Below are 24,554 nucleotides of genomic sequence, written 5' to 3' on the forward strand. Positions count from 1 at the left end.
AGCGCGGAGGTTTCCTTGGCTTGAGTTCTCGCTGCTGACGCCTTGACCTAAGGAAGTTCTTGAAGGACAGATGGCCTATGAGGTTCTGTTTAATAGCATCCTTGTGGCTTTGCGTTATCGCACGTGCCGCGTCGGCAGAGATTCCAATGCCCTTTCGTAGTGGTGCCGCTTTCCTCGGTGCTGAGAACGTAGTTTTATGTTCAGATTTTGCGGAACTGAACGCACCGCGCCTATCTCTGTTTCTTAGTGAATTGGGGGGTGAGGTCGCTGCCGCGAGAGTTCTGGATGGCCCTGCTTTGCTTTCTAAAGCCGAAGGTTTCAATGTCTTATTTGTTGTTTCTGGGACTGAGGCATTAGAGGGTACAAAGGAATGTGCGCTCGCCACTGCACCTTATGGTAAGGCCATAGCCGCCGAAATGAATGATACTGTTCAAAGACTTTTGAGTGGTTTCGAGCATCCCAACCCGACAATAAATGCCGCTCTCGGTCCCACAGATTGGTTGAGCTCCTATTACTACCACGAAAGTGAGAACTGGATCACTGTCGTTGTTGTAATGCGAACCCCATCGGCGCACCAAATAGACCACACAATGATACGGCTGTTCGACCAGCCGGAAGACATCTGTGTGCACAATCTGGCGTGCCTAAGTAGGTAGATATGGGCTCATTCCAGACCTTCGCCGCATCATTCACGAACAGGGCTCTTCCTTATTTGCATCGGGATTTGTGTGTTCTGTGCGCCCATTCGGCTTGCTCTAAGGTGAACACGTCTCAGAAAAGGCATCAACCTTCGTCGCGCAGTAAAATTTCGCGGGAGGTGGAGGCGAATTCGCGTCGCAGCAGGATGAACAGGGTGAGCGTTGTGCTCACCAGCAAGCCGACCGGGCCAAGCAGCCATCCAAGCGAGCCAAGCGCGAAATAAATGCCGCGCAAGCCACCGTTAAAGGCGCGGGCCGCTGTGATGTTCAAATCCCCCGCCTTTTGCGCGCGGGGCAGGGCCAAGGGGTCGTTTTTGTCATTCGGCACCGAAGCCATGACCACGCCGCAATAGCCAAACAGCCGGTTGGACCAGATGAATTTTAAAAAGGCGCTGGTGATGAACAGCAGGGCCAACAGAATTTTAACTTCCCAAATGATTTCAGGCGCATCGAGAGCGAGGTTTTGGGCCACGTCACTCAATTTTTTCGCGTTCGAGATCGCCGCCAAGCCACCGCCGATGGCGATCAGACAGGCGGAGGCAAAAAACGATGTGCCCTCGCGCAGGGTGCCTAAAATCGTTGCGTCAAAAATCCGTGGCTGGCGGGTGATCATCTGGATCATCCATTGTTTTCGGTAATTGGCCACCAAAACAGAGGTCGAGATACGCGATCCCAACGGGCGTTCGATGACATAGCCAATCCCGAACCACGCCAACAGCAAATAGCCGACGGCGAGGGCATCGAGGGACGTGAAAAATTTGAGATGATCCATGAGTTCCATATCATAGCAATACGCAAACCATGTAGACTTGTCATTCTGGTAAATTGGTTATAAAAAGTTACCAATGAAAGCGAGGAGATCACAATGGACATGCCGACCCCCAATCCCGACCTCCTTGCGCAAAAGCCAAAACTTGTGGCGCAACTGCGCGCGGTTCTGCCGTCTGACGCGGTGATCGACGCGCCCGAAGAAGTGCGGGCCTATGAATGTGATGCGCTGACCGCCTATCGTTGCGCGCCTTTGGTGGCGGTGTTGCCGAGCACGACCGAAGAGGTGGCCGCCATCCTGCGCATCTGTCACCAGATGGGCGTGCCCGTGGTGCCGCGTGGATCGGGGACCTCGCTTGCGGGGGGCGCTTTGCCGACGGCGGATTGCGTGATCCTTGGGGTGGCGCGGCTGCGTGAGGTGATTGAGATCAACACCAGCGACCGCTACATCCGGGTGCAAACGGGCATGACCAATCTCTCGGTCACCGCCGCGGTCGAAAGCGACGGATTTTTCTACGCCCCCGATCCCTCAAGCCAATTGGCCTGTGCCATTGCCGGCAACATCGCGATGAATTCCGGCGGCGCGCATTGCCTCAAATATGGGGTGACGACGAACAATCTTTTGGGCGTCACCCTGGTTTTGGCCGATGGTGAGGTGGTCGAGATCGGCGGCGCACATATGGATGCGGGCGGGCTTGACCTTTTGGGGGTGATTTGCGGCTCCGAAGGGCAGCTTGGGGTCGTCACCGAGGCGACTCTGCGTATTTTACCAAAACCCGAAGGCGCGCGTCCGGTGTTGATCGGATTTGACAGCAACGAGGTTGCGGGGGCCTGTGTGGCCGACATCATCAAATCGGGTCTGATCCCGGTGGCGATTGAGTTTATGGACCGTCCGATCATCCGCGCCACGGAATCCTTTGCCGGGGCGGGTTACCCCGATTGCGAGGCGCTTTTGATCGTCGAGGTCGAAGGATCGCCACAAGAAATCGCGGACCAACTGGCCCGCATCACCACCATCGCCAAACGCCACAATCCGGTTGAAATTCGCGAAAGCCAAGGCCCGGAGGAAAGCGCACGGATTTGGTTGGGGCGCAAATCCGCCTTTGGCGCGATGGGGCAGATGGGCGATTATATTTGCCTTGATGGCACGATCCCGGTGGGTGCGCTGCCCACTGTGCTCAAACGCATCGGGGAGCTGTCCGAGGCCGCAGGGCATATGGTCGGCAATGTGTTTCATGCGGGCGACGGCAATATGCACCCGCTGATCCTGTTCGACGCGAACGAGCCCGGCCAATTGGAAAGCGCTGAGGCGTTGGGCGCGGATATTTTGAAGCTCTGCGTCGATGTGGGCGGCTGTTTGACCGGAGAGCATGGCGTGGGGGTTGAGAAACGCGATCTGATGACCCATCAATTTTCCCCCGCCGATCTTGAGGCGCAAATGGCGGTGAAGGATGTATTTGATCCGACGTGGATTTTGAACCCGGCGAAGGTTTTCCCGCTTGCTGTGAGCGCGGGTCGGAGGGGTGCGCAATGAGTATTATGGCCACGGTAAAAGACATATCCTGCGACAGTGAAGCGCAGCTTGCCGATATGATCCGCACGGGCGGGCCGTTTGTGGTCACGGGCGGCGGGACAAGCCGGATTGGGCTGGCTGAGGGAGATCGGTTGCTTTGGACCGGCGCGCAGTTTGACTATGATCCGGGGGCTCTGACGCTTGTGGTGTCGGCTGGGATGGCTGTGGATGCGGTGAGCGCACGGCTTGCAGAAGAGCATCAAAGATTGGCGTTTGAGCCGCCTGATTTAGGGCCGCTACTTGGACGCGACGGGGCGCGCAGCATCGGCGGGATGGTGGCGACCAATGCCTCTGGCCCGCGCCGGGTGGCGGTTGGCGCCTGTCGCGATGCCTGTCTCGGTGTGCGCTTTGTCGATGGTCGCGGCAAGATCGTCAAGAACGGAGGGCGGGTGATGAAAAATGTCACCGGGCTTGATCTGGTGAAGCTGATGGCGGGCAGCCAAGGCACGCTAGGGGTCTTGACCGAAGTGAGCCTCAAGACCCAGCCGATCCCGGAAACCACCGCGACGTTGATCTTTGAAGGTCAAACGGAGGTGGAGGCGGTCAACACGATGTCGCGTGCTTTGGGCACGCCTTTTGACATTACGGGTGCGGCGCATCTCCGCCAAGTGGCGGATGGCACGCCCGCGCGCACGCTTTTGCGGCTCGAAGGGATTGAAAGCGCGGTGCGCTACCGGGTGGAGGCATTGCAACAACGGCTGTCTGATCTGGGTGAGGCTGCCGTAGAGTGGGAGGCCGCGCAGAGTGAGGCGACATGGCGCGCGATCCGCGATGTGACGCGGTTTGTCGGCGTGCCCGGCGATGTGTGGCGGCTGTCGGTGACGCCGTCTGAGGCACCGGGTTTGGTGGCCGCAATCGCACCTTTGGATGTGATTTATGATTGGGGCGGCGGTCGGCTTTGGCTTTTGATGTCTGCGGGCACGGATGTGCGCGCCAAGATGGGCAAAGGTCACGCCACTTTGGTGCGCGCCAGCGACGAGACCAAGCGCGCGCTTGGCGTGTTCCCGCCGGAAAACAGACTCGTTGCGCAGTTGTCCAAGGGGCTGCGTCAAAAATTCGATCCAGAACAGAAATTTAACCCTGGGATGATGGGCTGATGCAGACGAATTTTACTCCCGAACAGCTCACCGATCCCGGTATTGCGCGCGCCAATGAGATCTTGCGGTCCTGTGTGCATTGCGGGTTTTGCACCGCGACATGTCCAACCTATGCGGTCTTAGGCGATGAACTAGACAGCCCACGCGGGCGGATTTATCTGATCAAGGATATGTTGGAAAATGACCGGCCCGCCGACGCGCGCACGGTCAAACATTTGGATCGTTGCCTGTCCTGTCTGGCCTGCATGACGACCTGCCCGTCGGGGGTGCATTACATGCATCTGATTGATCACGCGCGCGTGCATGTTGAGAAAACCTACAAACGCCCGATGATGGATCGGCTGCTGCGCTGGACCTTGGCGCGGATCATTCCCTATCCGAACCGGTTTCGCATCGCGCTTTTGGGGGCCAAAATTGCCAAGCCTTTGCGGCATCTTGTGCCCGATCCGCGCCTGAAAGCGATGTTGGAGATGGCCCCGAAGGTCATTCCGCCAGTGTCGCGCAATGACGATGCACAGGTGTTCCCGGCGAAAGGCCCACGTAAAATGCGGGTGGCTTTGATGACGGGTTGTGCGCAAAAGGCGCTTGATACCGATATCAACGACGCCACCATCCGGCTGTTGACCCGGTTCGGCTGTGACGTCGTCGTGGCCAAAGGTGCTGGCTGTTGTGGTGCGCTGACCCATCACATGGGTAAAGAGGCGGAGAGCCACAGTGCTGCGGCCAAAAACATCCGCGCTTGGATGGCGGAAATCGTGGGCGAGGGCTTGGATGCGATTGTGATCAACACCTCGGGCTGTGGCACTACGGTGAAGGACTACGGCCATATGTTTCGCGGCTCTGGGATGGCGGAAGACGCGGCTCAGATCGCCGCTTTGGCCAAAGATGTCTCCGAAGTTTTGATGCAACTCGACCTGCCCGCGGGCAAACAGGAGTTGAAAGTCGCCTACCACGCCGCCTGTTCGCTGCAACACGGCCAACAGATCAAAACCTATCCCAAGGACCTTTTGAAACGGGTGGGATTCGAGGTGGTTGAGCCACGCGATGGCCATTTATGTTGCGGATCTGCAGGCACCTACAACCTTTTGCAGCCCGAAATTTCAAAAAATTTGAAAGCCCGAAAAATAAAAACTTTGTCGGAGAAGACACCAGATGTCGTGGCTGCAGGCAATATCGGCTGCATGATACAGTTGGGATCAGGCATAGATGTGCCGGTGGTTCACACGGTTGAATTGCTTGATTGGGCAACAGGTGGCCAAAAACCGCCCAAATTGTTCTCGAATCGGCCATAATCCCGCCCTGAAGTCCCATTACCGCTGGGGGGCGAACAGGGAATGGGACCTACAATGAAATATTTGCTCACCGTCGTCTTTCTGCTCCTCTCGTTGGGGCAGGCACAGGCCGATAGCGCGCTCAAGGCCTTTCGGACCGGGGACGACAGTCGCGGATGGGAAGCCGTCGGGCGTCTCGATTTCGCCGGGCGCAGCTTTTGCACCGGCTCTTTGATCACCGAAACTTTGGTGCTGACGGCGGCGCATTGCATGTTTGACATCTATTCGCACAAACCCCACGCACCCAGTGACGTGACCTTTAAGGCCGGGTGGCGCAATGGCTCGGCTCAGGCCTACCGCACGGCTCGTGCCATCTATGTCCACCCCAGCTTTTCGATTTCCACCGGAGATCGCCATGATCGTCTGGTCAATGACATCGCTCTGATCGAATTGGACCGCCCGGTGCGTGATGGCTCTGTGCAGCCCTTTCCAACCGCTGCGCGTCCTGAAAAAGGCCAGGCCGTGGGCGTGGTTTCCTATGCCCATGACCGGGCCGAAACCCCGTCCTTGCAGGCGAGCTGTCTTGTGATGGCGCGTCAGGGGGGCGTTTTGGTGACCTCTTGCGATGTTGATTTCGGCTCCTCCGGTGCGCCGATTTTTGACATGACCGGTTCGCGCCCGCGCATCGTTTCGGTGATCTCCGCCAAGGCGCGATATCACGGCCAAAAGGTTTCGGTTGGCACGTCGCTTGACGGCTCCTTGGGCGATCTTTTGAAACTGGCTGCTACCGGAAAAAGCAGCTTTAAAAAGGTCGACGCTGGCCCGTTGCCCGAGTTGACGGACACCGAATTTGTGGTCGGTGTGGCCGGGCATTGAGCGAGCATTGAGCCACCTCTTGAAACCTCTTTCCCCCATCCCCAAATTTACAGGGTCGGACGCCTAGATAGGGTCCGACCCTTCGCCTGTCCTGCCCGATTGGGCGTGTGGAAGGCTTAACATTTGGATTCGCTCACTGGAGGATACCCATGCGTAACTTTGATCTTGCCCCGCTGTACCGGGCCACTGTCGGCTTTGACCAAATCGCGGATATGATGGACCGCGTTCTGACCCAAGAGGTCACTCAGCCAAGCTACCCGCCTTATAACATTGAAAAAACCGCTGATGATGCTTGGCGTATTTCGCTGGCCGTTGCCGGGTTCTCAACCGAAGACATCGCCATTGAACAGCGCCATAACGCGTTGATCGTCGCCGCGCGCAAAGCCGATGGTGAGGACGAAAAGTCCAAAACCTATCTGCATCGCGGCATCGCCACCCGCGCCTTTGAGCGTCGGTTCCAGCTAGCCGATCACGTCAAGGTGACGGGCGCGTCGCATGTGAATGGCATGTTGCACATCGAGCTTCAGCGCGAAGTGCCAGAGGCGCTTAAACCGCGTCAGATCGAGATCACCGGCCCCAATACGGTGGAGACCAAGGTGATTGAAACCGCGCCGGAGACTGTCGAGGTCTAATCGACTTCCTGGTCTACATCCTCAAACAAAAACGCCCGCCATTTGGCGGGCGTTTCCATGTTTTTCAGGGCAGATTACATCTTGCCGATGGACCAGAAGAAGGTCTCACCCGAGCTGTCATCCACACCGTCATTGTCGGTGGAGACAAACATCTCGCCGTCTTTGGTGATGGCAAGGCCTTCGACCTTATCCACCACATAGCCGCCAAAGGATTTCAGGTCCGGGATCAGGTCGCGAACTTCTTCTTTCGACACAACTGGAAGCGCAGAGCCAAGCGGCGCAGGCACCATTTCAGAGGCCGGGATGCGGTAGATCTTTTTGATCTTGGCATTGGCGCCGATCTGATTGTCACGCTCGATGACATAGAAGTAATCGCCATAGGCCACGAGGTCAGACAGACCAACCCAGCCCGCGTCCGGGGTCGCCAGCGGATAGGACACAGCGCCCCATTCCTCGGTCTCAAGGTTATAAGCGACCAGTTTCACGCTGTGCTTGGCGTCGTCTTTCCATTCGCGCTGAACCGGCATCCAAAGCGTGTCACCAACCTTGGTGATGCCTTCAAAGCCAAAACGGGTCTCAACGTTCAGCAACTCAGCCGGCAGGCCGATCTCTTTTTTGATCTCGCCCTTGGCGTTCACATTGTAAATCGCATGGGGGGTGACGCGGTCTGTGCGGCCTTCGGACGCAACCCAGAAGCCGCCTTTGCCGTCCAGCGTGATGCCTTCCATGTCGAGTTTCTGCGCCGCATCGCCATTGGCACGGGTCACGCGGATCGCATCGACGATTTTCGCCGGTTTGGCCGACGGGTCGATTTTGAAAATGGTCGGCTGATAGCCATAAAAGCTGTCGTTGACGGCGTAGATCATGCCGTCTTCATCCGCGACCATGCCAGAGATCGCGCCCCAGCCGGTCAATCCGTCCATGCCTTCAGAGGTCAGCGTCGGGTACTGAGCCGGAGCGTCTTGCAACTCATAGACCATGACATGCGACCGCACGCCGCCGTCTTCGATCAGATCGGCTTCGTTGGCGGTCACAAACAGATTGCGCGACGGGATGGCGATCACGCCTTCGGGCGCGATACCGGAGGGCAGGAGTTGCTTGAACACCGGGCTGGACGCATCGGTCACATCATAGACGGACACGGTCGAGGCGCGCTCGGCCAGAATGAATGCGTAGGTTTTGTCACCGAATGTGGCGACTTCCATGCCCTCAGGTTCTGCGCCTTTGGCGTCGGAGCGTTTGTCTGGGTAATGGCCGGACTGAATGATCGGCGTTTCAAATTCGGAGTTCGATTCCCACACCAATGCGCCATCTTTTTTGAACACGGTGACAGAGCGCGAACCGCCGTCCATGTCGCCTTCGTTGGCAATCATGAAGTGATCGTCGTCGAGCCACTGAACCCCATCGGGTTCGCGCAGGCGGCCCATTTGTTCGCCGGTGAAATCAAGCGCGGCACGTTCGTCTTCGGTGTCAATCCGCACCAGATCGACAGTGCCAGCCGGGAAGTGTGAGATCACCGTACCATTGGCGTCGATCACAACCATTTCGTTGTTTTCTTGCATCGTGACGACGGTTTCGTTCAACCCGTTCACGTCAACAAACTCGGGCTCGGGATCGTCAGCGCCGATTTCGGCGAGACCTGTCACATCGGTGGTTTTCAGAGTGGCACAGTCGGCCAGATCATCCGCGACGGAGACCATCGACACCCAACCTGCGGGCATTTGACCGATGCGGCCATCGCCTGCGTCTTCGTCGCGCTCGTTCTCGATCGCGATGACAACAAAGCTGCCAGCTGCATCATGTGCAGTCGAATCCGGCTGGCCACCCAGATCACAGGTGCCGGTGATGGAGCCGTCGGCCATGTTCACGGAGACCAGTTTGCCCGAGGGTTTGACATAGCTCTCAGAGGTGTTGACGGCGACAAAGGCGGTGTTGCCGATCACGGTCACGGAGGTCGGTTCGCCGCCCATGTCGACGTTGCCTCTGGCAACTGGGTTTTTCGGGTCGGTGATGTCGATCAATCCGATCACGCCCAAGGGGCTGTCGGTGTAAACAAGCGTCATGCCGTCCTCGGAGGCACCGATGATTTCGGCAGAGGTGGGGCGGGCGCGATCTTCGCCCTCGGCCATATTGTCCGGCGTGGCAAAAGATGCGATGCGGTTGAAATTCATCTCGGCATTGGCCGCAGTCGTGCAGAGCGCAAGACCGGAGGCCGCCAGCAACAGGTGCTTTTTCATCATAGATCCCTCGGGGTTTTCGTTCCCACGCGGTGTGGCGCGCCTTGGTATCGTGTTCGTGACGTTTGTGTTTCAGTTTTGTGAAACGCGACTCTGACCCTGCGCTGTGCATGGATGCGCCTCTGTGCTGTGCGTGAATGCGGATCACTATTCATGTCAGCGGTGTTGACTTAAATGCAGCGGAGAGCGAGATACAAAGCAATGGAGGTCCCTCATGAGTCTGTCATCGCTTTTCGCCAGTCGCACATCCCGGATGAAAGCCTCGGAAATCCGCGAGCTTTTGAAGCTTTTGGATCAACCCGATATAAACTCTTTTGCCGGGGGCATCCCCGATCCGGCCTATTTTCCGCGCGACGCCTTTGCGGCGGCGATGGCTAAGGCCACCGATGTGCATGCGGCGGGGGTTTCGCTGCAATACGCCACCTCTGAGGGCTATACGCCGCTGCGCGATTGGATTGTGGGCTATATGGCGCGGCTTGGCGTGACGTGCGAACGCGACAACATCCTGATCACCGCCGGATCGCAACAGGCGTTGGATTATCTCGGCAAAGTGTTCCTCGACAAGGATGACACGGTGATGGTCGGCTGGCCGACCTATCTGGGCGCACTTGGCGCGTTTAATGCCTATGAACCGGTCTATGATCGACTTGACCCGGCCGACAACCGCAGGCCGCAAGACATCGTTGCGGCCGCCGAGCAGAACGGTGGCAAAGTCAAATTTTCCTATCTGTCGCCGGATTTCGCCAACCCCACCGGAGTGACGCTTTCCGTTGAAGACCGCCGGGCGATTTTGGCACAGGCACAGGCGTTGGATTGCGCCATTGTCGAAGACGCCGCCTACCAATCGCTGCGCTATTCCGGCGAAGATCTCCCGTCGATCCTGGCGCTTGAGATGCAAGAGACCGGCGATATCAACGCGTGCCGCACGATTTATCTTGGCTCCTTTTCCAAAACCCTCGCCCCCGGTTTGCGGGTCGGCTGGGCCGTGGCCGCCAAGCCTGTCATTTCGCAATTGGTGCTGACCAAACAGGCGGCGGACCTGCAAACCGCAACGATCAACCAGATCGCTGTCGCCGAAGTGGCGCGGGCGGTGTTTGACACCCATGTCGACACTTTGCGCAGCGTTTACGGCACGCGGCTTCAGGCGATGCTGACATCGCTTTCGACGCATATGCCCGAAGGCGTGTCCTGGACTGAACCTGCGGGTGGGATGTTTGTCTGGGTCACTTTACCGGAGGGCATGGATGGGGCCGAGCTGTTGAAACAGGCGTTGCAGGCCAATGTGGCTTTTGTGCCGGGGGCTGCGTTTTTCGCTGATGGCTCAAACACCAACACGCTGCGGCTGAATTTCTCGATGTCGGCTCCGGCCAAAATTGAACAGGGCATCGCGCGCCTCGCTCAGGTTATTCGAGCGCAGATGTAAGGCAGAGTGAGGCGGTGCAATCCCGCCTCCACTCTAAGTCTTATGATCGCAAATCTCAGTAGCCGAACCGGCCCAGATCGCGAAAATTGATCTGTTCAAGAAGCGGAACGATCACATCTTGTTCGCCGCCTTCCACCTGAACCAAAACGCGCCCTTCGATCAGCGCCGACACTGTGCCGTCCTGATCGACGAATTTTTCGCGCCCCACGCGGATGGTTTTCAGGCCCATCGCCCCGGCGTTTTGCAGCATCCCGCCCATCATCCCGATCATCGGGCTGTCGACGACGATGGTCATGGTAAACTCTTCTCCCGCGTCATTGAAATAGCGTTTCGCCGCTGCCGTGCCGCCGCCCATCATGGCAAAGCCCGCCACCGTGTCGGCGTCGTCTTCCATGGTCCACCCGTCAGGCGCGGCGGGGAAAAAGTCGGACAAGGCGCCCGTTTGCATCTCTTTGAGCAACTGTTTGGCATAGTCGAGTTCGTCAATGGCATAGCCGACATCGCCCTCACCATAGGCTTTCAGTGCGCTTTCAAGCGTGTCTGTGACCTCGTCGGCAAAAGCGGCGGTGGTCATGGTGGTGAGCAAGGCCGTGGTCGTGAGCATTCTCGTGAAACGGTACATAATGGTCCCTCCAGCAAACAATGTATAAAGCTAAGCGTCTCCCTTGGCTTCGGGCAAGGGGGAAGAATAAGGCGCAGGCGTCAGTCTGATCGGTCCAGACAGTTCAGACATCCATTTTTTGTTTGCGACTGTTGGGTTAGGTTGGTGCACCGGACCATAGCACGATGAGCAAGAGGAAAGACAGATGGGTCATTTGGGTGAAAGCGGCGGGTTTTTTGTCGCTGTTGCGCTGCCTGTGGTGCTGATCGGCGCTGCGGCACTGGCGATTCCTTTTGTGGTGACACCGAAAGGGACGCGCTCACAGCGGCGTTTGTTTCTTTCGGTTCTGATGAGTGCTCTCCTCCTGTTTGGTCTGAGTGGTGTGCTGTTTGCGGTGCTCTATCAGGCGGAGGGCAAACCGCTTTGGCAGGTTTTCCCACAGCAATCGCAACAGGTATGTGCCTTTTTGGCCCGCCGCGCCGTGCTTGCCACCCTTGTCTGGGGGCCGCTGATGCTTTTGGCCTGGCTGAGCCTCGCGCGCCGGATTGAACGGATCAAGGCCGAGGAGGGGATGCGTCTCCACCCCATGGACGACGCATCGTAACGGTAGGTGCCTGACCGGCACAGGATCAAAGCCCCTCGCGCTTTTATCGGAAGCCCGCTAAACAGAACCTTGAATATGGGCTGCACGGCACTGTGCCGGATTGGCGCCCCCTCAGACAGGAGAGACAAACATGCTTGGTTTCCTGCGCTTCTTGGTGATCGGTTTCGTGCTTTTGAGCGTGCTTTACGGCCTTTTGATCATTTACGTCCGCTCGCTGACCCGCGAAAGATTAGAGGACGAATGGGCGGAGGAGGGTTCCATTGGCGACAGGGACGCTTATGTGGAGGAGGGGATCAAAGAGTATGAGCGCTCGTTTCGGCCAAAGCTGTTGCTGCTCGTCTATATCCTGCCGCTGATTGCCTTTTGCGTGATCTTCTATGTGACCAATTTTATGTAAGGACGGCCCCGATGCGCTACGTCAAATGGACCCTGATCGCTCTGATCGTTTTGCTGGTGGGGGGATTTCTTCATTACACCCTGCCACAACATGACATTGTGCGGATCGTGAACACCTATGAGGAGCGTCAGGATATTTCCGGTTGGACGTCGATGTTCTGGCAAGCGCCCGACAATGGCTCGACCACAACGCAAAACCGCGATGTGCAATTCATTCAGGCGGTGCGGCCAAACGGCAAATCCATCGTCTACCGCAATGAGGACACCGGTTGGGGCTGGCCGCCCTATTTCAAATTTGACACCGCGAATCTCTACACCGAAGCCAATGACGCGATTTCCAACAAGGAGACCCCGGAATGGGTCTCTGTGACCCATTATGGCTGGCGGTCTCAGGTCCTGTCGCTGTTCCCGAATGCCATGGGGATCAAACCGGTGTCCGGTCCCGACGCGACCATCATCCCATGGGTCAATATCGTGATCCTGACCTTCCTCGCCGTGGTGGCGTTGTTGATCTGGCGGATGCTGGCGCAGTTCCGCGAGCGCACGATTGATCCGCTGGTCGAGGATGTCGAAGACGCGTGGGATGTGATGGATGAGAAAAAGGACAATGCCGTCGATAAGGTCAAAGGCTGGTTCAAAAAACGCTAAAGGAAAGGGGCCAGAAGGCCCCTTTTTCATGTCTCGTTTTCGTGTCGCATCATTCGCCGTAAGGCACCCAAATCGTTTTGACCTCGGTCGCCTGCGCCAACCAATCGCGCGCCGCATAGGTTCGCGTTTGACCAAAGTTGACCCAAGTGCGTTTGAGGTTCCCGGCACTTTCCAATTCGATCGTTTTGGAAATGTCAGCACCGGAAAACGACCACACCGCCTCAAGATCCATGTGACCCGCCATCGGTTTCGCCAAATCGCTATGCGATCCGGTGAGGATATTGACCACGCCCGCAGGCACATCGGAGGTGTCGAGCACCTGATAAAAATCGGTGGCGGCCAAGGGATAGGCTTCTGACGCTACGGCGACCACCCTGTTGCCCATGGCAATGGCGGGGGCGATGACGTCGATCAACCCGCCCAAAGGCCGGTCATCACAAAACGCACCGATCACGCCCACCGCCTCATTCATCGCCAAGGCCACGCCGCGCATCGGCACGGGTTTCGCCGCCCCGTCGAGCTTGTCGGCCCAAGCGGCAAAGGTGAACAGCGTGTCGATGGCCTCCGCCACTTCCTCTTTGGCTTTTGCCTCAGTTGTGCCGGTCAGGTCGCGAATGCGCTGGGCAAATTCATCCGCTCGGGCCGAGAGGTTTTCCCCAACGAAATAGAGCACTTGGGCGCGGTTGTGCGCTGTGGTTTTGCTCCAGCCTTTCGCCCCCTGCGCCGCTTCCACCGCGTTGCGGATGTCTTTGCGCGAGGCCAGAGAGGCATGGCCCAAAAGCGTGCCCTTGGGCGCATAGATCGCTTGCGAATAGCCACTGTCAGGCCGCGCCTGCTTGCCGCCGATGTAGAGTTTTGCTGTGCGATCGAGGTTCAGAACCTCCACCGTGTCGGGTTTTGAATGCGCCATCGCGGGCTTGACGGTGGTGACTTTGCCCTTGGGCTTGGTGTAGGCCATCAGACCCTCCCAACCGCCCTCACGACCAAACCCGCTTTCGCGCACACCACCAAATCCGGCGGCCGCATCGAACATGTTCGACCCGTTGACCCAAACCACGCCGGCGACCAGTTTGGGCGCAATATCAAGCGCCAGATTGACGTTCTCGGACCAAACCGAGGCGGCCAGGCCAAAGCGGGTGTTGTTGGCGACCTGAACCGCTTCTTCGGGCGTGCGGAAGGTGGTCGAAACCAACACCGGACCAAAGATTTCCTCCTGCATCAGCATCGCAGAAGGGTGCAATCCGCTGATCAAGGTCGGCGGGTAGAAACAGCCCTCGGGCGCGGGACAGGGTTGATTGACCGTGCCCTCCATACCGCCTTTGGCAATCAGTGCCTCGATCCGTTCCAACTGTTTCGGGTCCACAATGGCCCCCACGTCGATGCATTTGTCCAACGGGTTGCCAATGCGCAGTTTCGACATGCGGTCAATCAGCCGGGCGTGGAAATCCTCCGCGATGCCTTCTTGCACCAAAAGCCGCGAGCCTGCGCAACAGACCTGCCCTTGGTTAAAGAAAATCGCGTCCACCAGCCCCTCGATGGCGCTGTCAATATCGGCGTCTTCAAAGACGATATAGGGGGATTTTCCGCCCAGCTCCAAGGTCAGAGATTTGCCTGATCCGGCTGTCGCCTGACGGATGCGACGCCCCACGGCGGTCGATCCGGTAAAGGCGATTTTGTCGATGTCTGGATGGGTGACGATCATCTCACCCACGGCCCCATCGCCGGTCACGATATTGACCACGCCTTTCGGCACACCCGCCTCTTGGCAAATCTGCGCAAACAAAAGCGCGGTGAGCGAGGTATATTCGGCGGGTTTCAATACCACCGTGTTGCCCATGGCAATCGCGGGCGCGACTTTCCACGCGAGCATCAATAGTGGGAAATTCCACGGGATGATCTGACCACAAACGCCAAGCGCCGCGCGGTTGGGCAATTCTTCGTCCATCAACTGCGCCATGCCCGCGTGGTAATAGAAATGCCGCGCCACCAAAGCCACGTCGATGTCACGGCTCTCGCGGATCGGTTTGCCGTTATCCAGCGTCTCCAGCACCGCAAACAGGCGCGCGTGTTTTTGCACCAGACGGGCCAAAGCATAAAGCACCTTGGCACGGGCTTTGCCGCCGCGTTTTTCCCATTTGGCTTGGGCTTTTCGCGCGGCCGCCACGGCCATGTCCACCTCGCCCAAAGAGGCTTGGGTCAAATGCGCAAGCACCTCGCCCGTCGCCGGGTTTTTCGCCAAAAACACCTCACCGGGCGCTGTCGCAGGCGCGGTCATTTTGCCATCAATGAAATGGCCAAACCGGTCGCCCCCCTCCACCAGCCACGCCAAAGCCTCCGCCGCCGATTCCGGTGCTGCGCCATAGTCCATGGTCTCGAAAATCTCTTTTACGGTCATCATTGTGATCCTTCTTGCGGGCGCTTAACCGATGGCATGGCGGTAGCCCGCCGAATAGTGACCTGTCACATGATGCTCCAACTGGCGCTCGATGTCGCCCAAAAGCGAGGAGGCGCCAAAGCGGAACAGATGCGGTGACAGCCAATGGTTGCCCAGCTCTTCTTTGATCAAGGACAGGTAGACCAAAGCGTCCTTGGCCTTGGAAATCCCGCCCGCCGGTTTGTAGCCGACGCGGTAGCCGGTGCGGGCGTGGTAGTCGCGGATCGCGCGGATCATCACGAGGGAGACGGGCAGGGTGGCGTTGACACTTTCCTTGCCTGTGGAGGTCTTGATGAAATCGGCCCCGGCCATCATGCAGACCTGCGATGCGCGCGCGACATTGCGCAGCGATCCCAACTCACCGGTGGCCAAAATCGCTTTGACATGGGCCTCGCCACAGGTGGCGCGAAACTCGCGCATTTCGTCATAAAGCGCTTGCCAGTTCCCGGCCAAAACATGGCGGCGCGAAATCACGATGTCGATCTCTTTCGCCCCGGCCTTGACGCTTTCCTCAATCTCTTTGACCCGCAGGTGATAGGGCGACAGCCCCGCCGGAAAGCCGGTGGACACGGCGGCAACCGGGATGCCGGTGCCGTCCAGGGCCGCGACAGCCGTTTCCACCATCTCGTGATAGACACAGACCGCGCCGGTGGTGATCGGCCCCATGCCGAGCGCATCCAGAATGTCGGTGCGCACCGGATGGGCCGCCTTGGCGCAGAGCCGTTTGACCCGGCCCGGCGTGTCATCGCCCGCCAAGGTGGTCAGATCAATCATGGTGATGGCTTTCAAAAGCCACGCCGCCTGGTGATCCTTTTTGACACTGCGCCGCCCCGGCAGGGTGGCACACCGCCGTTCAATCGCCGAGGTGTTGGCCTGAACGCCCCGGATCACATCCAGATCAAGCGCCATGCCCGGATTGCGCGGTTCATGGATCTGCGGCAGATGCATGCCTGAGGTGGCGGCACTGGTGTCAGCTTTGGTCATTTCGGGTGTGCCCATGGAAAGCTCCGTCCTTGCTTACTCACAAGCTGGCATGTGTGGAGGGATTTGGCAATCATTGACCAGTTGGTCAAATGGGCTGGGCCACGCCTTTTTGATGTTTCACCCGGTATTGCCGCGGCGTCATGCCGAAACGGGTGCGAAACAGCCGATGAAAATGGCTCATGTTTTGAATGCCGATTTCCTCAGAAATCTCAGAGAGCGAATCCGGCGTGCCGCGCAATTGCCGGGCGGCATAATCCATGCGCAGCCCGTTTACGAAATCCGAGGGTGTCATTCCCAAAGACGCCTGCATCGTGCGCGCGACATGGGCATGGGCTTTGCCGCATTGCGCCACCAACCCGGAGGCGCCATCACGAAACACCTCCGGTTTCTCCGCCGCGATCATGGCCTCATTGAGCCAAACCGGCATGGCGACGCTTTGATCGCGCGCCTCACTGGCCAGTTCCGCGATCAGGGGCAAAAGAAAGGCTTCGAGGTAGAGCGCGGTGCGTGGCGCGGCGTCCAGCGCCTTGGCGGCCGCCGAAAGACGCGACAAATGCCGCATGTCGCGATGGACCACGGTCGGTGCGGCACCGGGGCCGGGGAACACCTGTGCAACCTCTGCAAATCGCGCCAATACCTCTTTGATTCGGCGCTTTCGAATGATGACATTGACGATATGGCTTTCCTCGCCGACGCCTTGCAATCCATGCGGATGACCCGGCGACAAAAACACGATGTCACCTTCATTCAGCGCCAGTCTCGCCTCAGGCGTCACAAGACGCGCCCGTCCATTGTGCAACCAGAACAGCTCGTAAAAATCTTGGTTATGCAGCGCTTTTGGCCGCGCACGAGACAAAACTGAGCGTGAAAAATGAAATTCCTCGCCCTTGGCTAAAATGTCTTTGGCCCAAATGTCTTTGGTCGCAGTCTCGATGGGGATCAGTTTCGCTGGCATCATGTGCAAAACCTAACACAGGACCTTCTTTGGATCGCATGAAATTCCGCCACGTCATGAAAATTTCGCGATGCAATCGCGGTTTTGCTGCATTCGCGAGCATGGTGCTCTTCAGGTGACAGCGCGGCCTAAACCGGGTAAGGCCACGGGCAAGCATAGACCACCCTGAGGAATCGCCCAGATGACCGACATTCTTTTCGACCGTTCCGTGAAAATTGCCCCCTCCATTCTCGCGGCCGATTTCGCCAATTTTGGCCGTGAGATCGAAGCCGTTGAGGCCGAGGGCGCCGATTGGATTCATGTCGATGTGATGGACGGGCATTTCGTCCCGAACCTGACCTTTGGTCCGGCAATGTGCAAGGCGATCCGGCCACATATCAAGACCGTGATGGACGTGCATCTGATGATCTCTCCGGTCGATCCCTATATCGACGCCTTTGCCGAGGCGGGTGCCGATATCATCACCGCCCATGTCGAGGCCGGTCCGCACATCCACCGCACGCTGCAAGCCATCCGTGGGGCCGGCGCAAAGGCAGGGCTGGCACTCAATCCGGGCACCCCTGTTGAGGTGGTCGATTACCTGTTGGATATGGTCGATCTGGTCTGTGTGATGACGGTGAATCCGGGCTTTGGCGGTCAGAAATTCATTCACTCTCAGGTCGAAAAAGTGCGCAAGCTGCGGGCGATGATCGGGGATCGCCCGATCCACATCGAGATCGACGGCGGCGTTGATCCGATCACAGCCCCGTTGGTGGTGGCCGCAGGGGCAGATGCGCTTGTGGCAGGATCTGCCGTGTTCAAAGGCGGTTCGGTGAACAACCCGGCGCCATATGGCGACAACATCCGCGCCATCCGCGCCGCTGCCGCAAAAGTGCTATAAGCGCCGAAAGGGTCGTTAGCCTGCAATGGTCGCAGGCAATAGGAATGTGATGTCATCGCGGGCGGACAGTTTCGCGATGTCTTCTTCGTAATGCTGCGTGACCATATCGATCACGCCAGCGTCCCAACCCGGCAAATCACAGGGCTCATCAAGCGCGTCTTCTTTGCCGTATTTATCCAAGAATGCCAAAACCGTGCGTTCATATTGGGCGTCGGTTTCGGGCGGATGTTTGGTCAAAAACACCTGAAGCCGTTTCAACCCCTCCGGTTGGATCAGATCGCGCAAAGCGGCGAAACTGCCGCGCAATTTGGCGTCGTTGGGCAGGCCTGCGATCTGGCGCATCACCCGCGGCCAGATCAGCGGCGTGTCCTCTTCGCACCACAGCGTCAAGGGCACGTTGGGCAAGGCGTTGCGCAGGGCCTCCACCGTGTCGTGCCAGCGTAGGTTTTCCGGCTGGACGCTGCGCAAAAACGAACTCGTCGCCCCCCGCGCCTTGCCGGAATCCTGTAGGTTTTGGGCAAACACTGCCGGGTTGCGCAGGGCCAGGCTGAGGCGCAGATCCGAGCTTTCAAACAGTTCGGCAATTGGGGCAACCCGCGTTCCAATGTCGGGGTACAGCCGATCTGCATGAAGCGCCTCGGCCAAGGGCGAGGCCCAGTTGGCGTCGGCCATGATCACCGTCTTGGCGGCGTTGCCCTGAAGAATTTCGTCCAAAAGCGCGATCTCTTCCGCTTCAATCGGTGGTAAACCGTCCAGACGCTCCAAAAGTTCGGTCATCGCCCGTCGATAGAGACGTGCTGGCGGTGTGCGAATGTCGCGTTCGGCAAAGCCTTGCGAATTTTGCCGCAAACCCTCGACGATTCGGGTGGTCCCGGCAAAATGAAGGCCAATATGCAAATGAACCCGCTTGCGCACAGGGGGTTGATCAGTGGTTTGATCGGTCTCGGTCAATGCACCGTCTCCCCTTTGTCCACGGTGAAAAAGAAATCCTCGTCTGGGTCTTTGGCGACGATTTCATCAGGGACGGTTTGTGGCCCATTCAAAAAGACATTCGCGCCAAAATGCCGATGCATCCGCGCCAGTTTTTCCATCCGCCAGCCAGTCAACTCCTGGTAAAACGCGGCGTAGTTTTCTGTGGCACGCAGCGCGTCGATTTTCTCGCGGTGCGCTTTGACACAGGCCTCATGCTGAGCGCGGATGTCAGGGTCGGCCATCAGGCGGTCAAATTCCACCTGCAACTGCGGGATCATCCGCTGAATCGAAGTTTCTTGCTCGTAATTGTTGTTCATGCGGAACCAATAGGCCAGCCCCTGATCGCGGTCCACATGGTTCACCCGGCCCCGGTCGCGTTTGACCAAAAAGCTTTCGGCCGAGCGCACGGCATAGTGATTGAGCTGCACCACGTCATAGCCATAGGTCGAGGCATTCGAACGCCAAGCGTTGCGAAACTCGTTTTTCGGCATCGGCTTGGCCGAGCCGTTGTACCAGCGGATTTTGTCCCAGATTTGCGGTTTCAGCCCCTTGGGCCGATGCACGCCGAGTTTTTTGAACAGGCCGACATTTTTAAACAGGGTTTTAAAGCCCCAGGCCTGATGCGGTTTGTTGGCAAACTCCGGCGCACAGCGATCAAACTGCGCCAAGAGGAATGCGTCCTCATACTCATGCACATCAGCATTGCCGAACAGCCGCCATGTGCAGGAAATCAGGTTGGCATCGGGCACCACATCAAACAGCGCGCTCATCGTGCCATCCCCGACTTTGATGTTGATGAACTCATCCACATCCATCGAAATCGCCCAATCCGCGCCCGTCACCACCTCTTCGTTCTCGGCACTTTGCAAGGCGTGGTGCTGTGGTTTGAGGCCCGTGTCGTGGAACTTATTGTCGCGGTGTTGGACATAGCCCTTGGCTTGCAACAGGTCCAAAAACGTGTCGGTGCCATCCGTGCAATCATTGGTGTAGACCAAAAATCCCTCGACCCCGATGGCGCGGTGATAGGCGATCCATTCCAAAATGAACGGGCCTTCGTTTTTCATACAGGTGACAATCGCCACCGAATTGTCGCCGCGAGGCGGTTTGGCCACCTTTTCTTCGGGCATCAAAATCGGTTTGTGACCCCATTCCGAGGCGGCCATGTCAATGAGCGCCTGCGCATGAATAAGCGAGGCTTTCGGCACGATCCGCGACACGGTGGGCGCGACGTGGCGCAGCGCCATGTAGCGGTAAAACCCGTAGCGCGTGGTTGGTTCGACCCCGCCGACCCGAACCAGCCGAAACACCGCCCCCTCGGGCAGTTTGGCGGGGGCCACACACCAGCGCCCCCGGCGCTTTTTCTCATCGAACTGGACGCAAACGTGATCGCCAAACTGTACCGTGTCGCCCTCGCGCACCCGCCATGGATAACATTGCTGGCCGATCAGTTGCACAACCCCATGTTCGGCCTCTTGTGCCAGATCGAACACGGAGCCTTCGGGGGCGGGCGGGATCAGGTCATAGACCTCGATGTTGGCCACGGCGCGGGCCTGATGCAAATACAGGTGCCGCAGGATTTCATAGACCAAGACATCCGCCAAAGGCGCGCTCCACGGATCGGCCTCGGGCACCTCCATCCGGTCCTTGCCGGGCGCGCCGGGGGTGACATAGGGATGGGTTTCAGAGGGCAAATGGGGATGGCCCAGCGGCACATCACAATTCACCAAAACCACCGCCATATCGCCACTCAGCTCCGGTAGCCCCTTGGCCAAAGCCTCGGCAAACCCACCATCCGCGCCGGGACGTGCCCGGTCCAAAATCACCGCCCCGTTCATGCCCTGATGCACCGCGTGATAGCGCAGCCACTCCAAAACCACCTCCGCGCTCTCGCCATTGCGGGTGGAGAGCGCCACGTTGCGCCCGGCCATATGCGCGGGCTCGGGGGTGATCGGGGTGATGTCGCAAAGCGCCCCTTGGAAATAGGCGCGGATGCCCTCGGGTGGGACAGTGCCGGTGATCCAGGGCGCATCGCCGACGGATTTCAATTCAGCATCCAGCAACAGGTTTTGTGCCACCGCCTCGCTCATCTGAGTGCTGCGGCTGAAAAACAATTCGGCCTTGCCACTTTCAAGCCCGATGGCTGCCAAAAGCGTGGCGGGGCCAAGTGTGCGGTGGGTCAGGGTGCGTGTGATGAGGTGGGTCATGGGGGAGGAGGGGCTCATGCCTTGGGTCAGGCCTCTGGTGTCAGGGTTTTGAGCCGCGCCAGATGCGCGGCCAATTGCGTTGGGCCGGGCGGGGTGGAGCCGCCCATGAGGGTCAGTTGCCACATCAATTCCACCACATCGCGTCGCGACAACAAGGTTTTGAGCCGCGCGCGATGGGCGGCGACACTGGCCTTATGCAACGGCTCAAACGCCGCCATTTCGGCACGCACAGCATGGGCCACGGGCCGCATGGCGGCGATGCGTGTGTCTGAGGTGACGTTAAAATTCCGTTCGGCCCAATAGCCCGCGCCGATCGGCTTTTGCATATGATTGGGCAGGCCGCGCGCGGATTTGAGCACGAATTCTTCGATCGACCGCACGGAGTAATGATTGAGCCAAGCGCGCTCTTTTTCATGCGGCACGCCGAACAGGTTGATCCGGGCTTGGGCCATGGCAAAGGCCGTGGGCAAGGCGGCGCCACTCGCGGACACCCAATTTGGCAGATCTTGGTCCTTGGGGTTTTTCGGACGATGCACGCCCAAGTCACGAAAGGCTTTGGGCCGGTGCAGCGTTTTAAAAAAATGCGCCAGGGGCAAGGCGATGCCGTCAGGCGCAGCCATGGTAAAGCGCTCGGGCACCGGCACATCATCCCATGTGCCAAACCCGTTGTTGCCAAACAGATGCCAGCGCAGCGGCATCGCGTCTGCCGTCTCTGGCATCAATTCCGCGACAGACCTGGGGTCTTGCATCACCAGATACTCATCGACATCAAAAAACAGCGCCAGATCGGCGCTCCGGTAGCGTTTGTGTTTGGACAGGAGTTTCATCGCCTGCCATTGCACCGATTTTTCGCCCTTGGGCACAAAAGGCACATGGGTGATGAGACCCGCCGCGTCCAAGGCATCGAGCATCTGATCACTGCCGTCGGTGCAGTCATGTGAGGCGATGAGAAAATGGGTAAAACCGGCGGCTTTATGATGGGCGAGCCAATCCAGAAGCCAAGGCCCCTCGTCGCGGATGCATGTGATCGCGAGTGTGTTCACCCTTAACCTACCCGTAGCTGCGGCGCATGGTCCGCGCGTAACTCTTGTGCGACTCTGTCATTCGGCACCGTGACGGAGCCTGATGTCCAAACTGTGCCAGATGCCTGCCAAGTTCGACCGTTTCGGCCCTGTTTTTCTGGCCTTTGTGGTCTCATATGGCCCGGGCCAAGTCAAGCGCGCGGGAGCAAAGGTCTTGGGTCGGTCTCGGCCTAGACCTATGTTTCGCGCTCAGAGTGCGCATTTGTGTCGCAATCGGTTGAAGTGGTGCGGCGGTGCCGCAGTTGTTTTCCCATTCGAAACAATGCTGTTTTCAACTGTATTTTGGGATGCTTCTGCGATATGCGTCACAGTCGATAGTCTTTTGCTCTGGAAGGGAAAAATGGCACAGTTACCAGTGATCGGTGCGTTGTGGATGGAAGGTCCGCTGAGTTACCTCGAACAGCTTTGTCTGAAATCCTTTGTCGATGCAGGGCATAAGGTCGTTCTGTATCATTACGGGCCGCTTGAGAACGTCCCAGAGGGGATCGAGCTTGGCGATGCCAATGAATTCCTGCCGCAGACGAATTTCCTGCAACATGAACGCACCGGCTCGCCCGCGCTGCATTCCGATCTCTTCCGCTATAAAATGTTGGAAAAAAGCGACAATGTGATCTGGGCCGACACGGACGCCTATTGCATGCGCCCGTTTGAGACCGAGACCGGCCACTATTTTGGTTGGGAAAGCGACAAACACATCAACGGTGGTGTGCTGGGTCTGCCGAAAGACAGTGATGCGTTGAAGGCGCTGTTGGAGTTCACCTCCGACGAGTTTTCGATCCCAAGTTATTACGGCGAGAAATACCAAGCCGAGTTGGAACAAAAAAAGGCCGAGGGCACGCCGGTCCACGCCTCTGAACAACCATGGGGCGTCTGGGGGCCACATGCGGTCAGCCATTTCTTGCACCAAACCGGCGAAGAAAAATACGCTTTCCCACAGGAGGTGCTCTATCCGTTCACCTTCAAAGACCGCCGGATCATGTTGAAACGCGACGTCGATGTGTCGCCCTATGTGACCGACAAAACCACCTCTGTGCACCTCTATGGTCGCCGGATGCGGATGCGTTTGATCGAGAAAGAGGGCGGCGCACCGCACCCGAAATCCTTCCTCGCCTCGCTGTTGCGCAAGCATGACATTGATCCGGCCAAAGCGCCGATCATGACCCGCCACAAACCGCAGCTCGATGACAGTGCGGTCAAAGACACCGCCGCCAAAGACAACAAGGCGAAACCCTCCGACCCCGCGCAGGGTTTGGTCATTGGCGACCCGGCCTTTATGGCGCGGATTGGTCTTGAGGCTCTCAAAGGCGATAAATCTTTTGGTCAGGTTGCCAAAGAATTTAAGGTCGATAACAAACTGGTCCGCGCGTGCCGCGACCGTATTCGCGACCATGCCAGCGACCTGTTCGTTCCGGTCGACGTGGGCGGTGTTTCCGCCTCCGATCTGATGGCGAATTACATCCATCGCCGGCATTTCCTGCAAACCGCGAACCTGTCGGCCTTTACCCCGCCGGGATCGAAGTTTTTGTTTATGAAGACCTCAAAAGCGGCCTGTTCGACGGTGATGGCCACCTTGATCCGGCAAATGGCACGGGCGCGGGGCGACGAGGGAAATGGCGTGATGGAAACGCTGAATTCGGTCCACTCCCCACCCGCCAACCTGGTGATGAGCGGTTTGAAAGCCTTGAACGAACAGATGATCATGAACGCTTTGGCGGACCCGGATGTGTTCAAATTCACCGTGATCCGCGACCCGATCAGCCGCACCGTGTCGGCCTGGGCCGATAAGATCGACGGCAATGAAAAAGAAAAAGGCCGCCTGATGCGCTATCTTGGGCGCGACGAGAACAGCAATATCACCCTCAAACAATTCATCGCGCTTCTGGCCGAGGATGAGGGCGCGCGTGATCTGGACCGGCATTGGCGGCTTCAGCGCAAAGAGACCAGCTATGATTTGATCGACTATGATTACATCGGGCTGGTGGAAGAGATGGATGCGGCGATGGAGAAAATCGTTGGCACCTGTTTTGGTACAGAAGCTGCGGGGGAGATCGTCGACACAAGGCGCACCCTTGGCCACAAAACCAAATCCTCTGAACTGATCAAGACCCTGTCTGCGAAGGATTTGAAAAATCTCGAAAAGGCCTTTGGCCCCGATTTCGAAATGTATGAAGAGGTCAAAGCCCGGCTGAGCCAATCCGCCGCCGCGTGATCAATTCGTC

General features: G+C 58.1%; 21 protein-coding genes. 12 read left to right on the forward strand and 9 right to left on the reverse strand.

What is annotated here, in order from left to right:
* Positions 1–146 precede the first annotated feature (146 nt).
* Positions 147–656 (forward strand): hypothetical protein, encoded by a 510-nt coding sequence (locus B30_RS11375; protein ID WP_152002039.1) that lies wholly within the window; start codon positions 147–149, stop codon positions 654–656.
* Positions 657–783: 127 nt separating this feature from the next.
* Here the strand turns inward: B30_RS11375 and B30_RS11380 are convergent, their stop codons facing one another.
* Complete coding sequence (locus B30_RS11380; protein ID WP_009572219.1) at positions 784–1,470, reverse strand: DUF599 domain-containing protein; 687 nt, start codon at positions 1,468–1,470, stop codon at positions 784–786.
* Positions 1,471–1,563: 93 nt separating this feature from the next.
* Between B30_RS11380 and B30_RS11385 the strand changes: the two genes are divergently transcribed.
* The 5 genes from B30_RS11385 (at position 1,564) to B30_RS11405 (ending at position 6,915) form a co-directional block, all read left to right on the forward strand.
* Positions 1,564–3,000 (forward strand): FAD-linked oxidase C-terminal domain-containing protein, encoded by a 1,437-nt coding sequence (locus B30_RS11385; RefSeq protein WP_009572220.1) that lies wholly within the window; start codon positions 1,564–1,566, stop codon positions 2,998–3,000.
* Positions 2,997–4,136 carry an FAD-binding protein gene (locus tag B30_RS11390; RefSeq protein WP_009572221.1) on the forward strand — a complete coding sequence of 380 codons (1,140 nt, stop codon included), beginning with the start codon at positions 2,997–2,999 and terminating at the stop codon, positions 4,134–4,136. Before B30_RS11385 ends, B30_RS11390 begins: the two co-directional genes overlap by 4 nt.
* Positions 4,136–5,428, forward strand: coding sequence for a glycolate oxidase subunit GlcF (glcF, locus tag B30_RS11395; protein ID WP_009572222.1), 1,293 nt, complete (start codon positions 4,136–4,138; stop codon positions 5,426–5,428). The genes B30_RS11390 and glcF overlap by 1 nt, the downstream gene beginning before the upstream one ends.
* Positions 5,429–5,482: 54 nt before the next feature.
* Positions 5,483–6,283 (forward strand): trypsin-like serine peptidase, encoded by an 801-nt coding sequence (locus tag B30_RS11400; RefSeq protein WP_009572223.1) that lies wholly within the window; start codon positions 5,483–5,485, stop codon positions 6,281–6,283.
* A gap of 149 nt (positions 6,284–6,432) precedes the next feature.
* Positions 6,433–6,915: an Hsp20 family protein gene (locus B30_RS11405; protein WP_009572224.1), complete on the forward strand. Its 483-nt coding sequence runs from the start codon at positions 6,433–6,435 to the stop codon at positions 6,913–6,915.
* Between the two features lie 74 nt (positions 6,916–6,989).
* Here the strand turns inward: B30_RS11405 and B30_RS11410 are convergent, their stop codons facing one another.
* Positions 6,990–9,152 carry an esterase-like activity of phytase family protein gene (locus tag B30_RS11410; protein WP_009572225.1) on the reverse strand — a complete coding sequence of 721 codons (2,163 nt, stop codon included), beginning with the start codon at positions 9,150–9,152 and terminating at the stop codon, positions 6,990–6,992.
* 214 nt (positions 9,153–9,366) lie between these two features.
* Between B30_RS11410 and B30_RS11415 the strand changes: the two genes are divergently transcribed.
* Positions 9,367–10,575, forward strand: coding sequence for an aminotransferase-like domain-containing protein (locus tag B30_RS11415; protein ID WP_009572226.1), 1,209 nt, complete (start codon positions 9,367–9,369; stop codon positions 10,573–10,575).
* Positions 10,576–10,630: 55 nt separating this feature from the next.
* Here B30_RS11415 and B30_RS11420 read toward each other — a convergent pair whose 3' ends face one another.
* Positions 10,631–11,197 carry a hypothetical protein gene (locus B30_RS11420; RefSeq protein WP_009572227.1) on the reverse strand — a complete coding sequence of 189 codons (567 nt, stop codon included), beginning with the start codon at positions 11,195–11,197 and terminating at the stop codon, positions 10,631–10,633.
* Positions 11,198–11,381: 184 nt separating this feature from the next.
* On the opposite strand from B30_RS11420, the gene B30_RS21410 reads away from it, so the two are divergent.
* From B30_RS21410 to B30_RS11435, 3 genes are all read left to right on the forward strand, one after another.
* Positions 11,382–11,780 (forward strand): hypothetical protein, encoded by a 399-nt coding sequence (locus B30_RS21410; RefSeq protein ID WP_009572228.1) that lies wholly within the window; start codon positions 11,382–11,384, stop codon positions 11,778–11,780.
* A gap of 130 nt (positions 11,781–11,910) precedes the next feature.
* Positions 11,911–12,177: a hypothetical protein gene (locus B30_RS11430; RefSeq protein WP_009572229.1), complete on the forward strand. Its 267-nt coding sequence runs from the start codon at positions 11,911–11,913 to the stop codon at positions 12,175–12,177.
* Between the two features lie 11 nt (positions 12,178–12,188).
* The gene (locus B30_RS11435) at positions 12,189–12,824 is read left to right on the forward strand and encodes a DUF1523 family protein (RefSeq protein ID WP_009572230.1); all 636 of its coding nucleotides are present in this window, start codon (positions 12,189–12,191) and stop codon (positions 12,822–12,824) included.
* Between the two features lie 49 nt (positions 12,825–12,873).
* Here the strand turns inward: B30_RS11435 and B30_RS11440 are convergent, their stop codons facing one another.
* The 3 genes from B30_RS11440 to B30_RS11450 form a co-directional block, all read right to left on the reverse strand.
* Positions 12,874–15,219, reverse strand: a complete 2,346-nt coding sequence (locus B30_RS11440) for an aldehyde dehydrogenase family protein (protein ID WP_009572231.1) — start codon at positions 15,217–15,219, stop codon at positions 12,874–12,876.
* A 24-nt stretch (positions 15,220–15,243) separates the two neighbouring features.
* A complete protein-coding gene (deoC, locus tag B30_RS11445; RefSeq protein WP_009572232.1) occupies positions 15,244–16,257 on the reverse strand; it encodes a deoxyribose-phosphate aldolase in 1,014 nt (337 codons plus the stop codon).
* 70 nt (positions 16,258–16,327) lie between these two features.
* Complete coding sequence (locus B30_RS11450; RefSeq protein ID WP_009572233.1) at positions 16,328–17,200, reverse strand: helix-turn-helix domain-containing protein; 873 nt, start codon at positions 17,198–17,200, stop codon at positions 16,328–16,330.
* A gap of 178 nt (positions 17,201–17,378) precedes the next feature.
* On the opposite strand from B30_RS11450, the gene rpe reads away from it, so the two are divergent.
* Positions 17,379–18,077 carry a ribulose-phosphate 3-epimerase gene (rpe, locus tag B30_RS11455; protein WP_009572234.1) on the forward strand — a complete coding sequence of 233 codons (699 nt, stop codon included), beginning with the start codon at positions 17,379–17,381 and terminating at the stop codon, positions 18,075–18,077.
* Positions 18,078–18,092: 15 nt separating this feature from the next.
* Here the strand turns inward: rpe and B30_RS11460 are convergent, their stop codons facing one another.
* From B30_RS11460 to B30_RS11470, 3 genes are read right to left on the reverse strand one after another with little or no spacing between them, the layout of a single operon-like run.
* Positions 18,093–19,028, reverse strand: a complete 936-nt coding sequence (locus B30_RS11460) for a hypothetical protein (RefSeq protein ID WP_009572235.1) — start codon at positions 19,026–19,028, stop codon at positions 18,093–18,095.
* Positions 19,025–21,253, reverse strand: a complete 2,229-nt coding sequence (locus B30_RS11465) for a glycosyltransferase family 2 protein (RefSeq protein WP_100220093.1) — start codon at positions 21,251–21,253, stop codon at positions 19,025–19,027. Before B30_RS11465 ends, B30_RS11460 begins: the two co-directional genes overlap by 4 nt.
* A 26-nt stretch (positions 21,254–21,279) precedes the next feature.
* Positions 21,280–22,296: a glycosyltransferase family 2 protein gene (locus B30_RS11470; protein WP_009572237.1), complete on the reverse strand. Its 1,017-nt coding sequence runs from the start codon at positions 22,294–22,296 to the stop codon at positions 21,280–21,282.
* Positions 22,297–22,675: 379 nt separating this feature from the next.
* Between B30_RS11470 and B30_RS21965 the strand changes: the two genes are divergently transcribed.
* Positions 22,676–24,544 carry a sulfotransferase family 2 domain-containing protein gene (locus B30_RS21965; protein ID WP_009572238.1) on the forward strand — a complete coding sequence of 623 codons (1,869 nt, stop codon included), beginning with the start codon at positions 22,676–22,678 and terminating at the stop codon, positions 24,542–24,544.
* Positions 24,545–24,554 lie beyond the last annotated feature (10 nt).

The organism is Celeribacter baekdonensis B30 (assembly GCF_000299875.1).
Lineage (GTDB): Bacteria > Pseudomonadota > Alphaproteobacteria > Rhodobacterales > Rhodobacteraceae > Celeribacter > Celeribacter baekdonensis_A.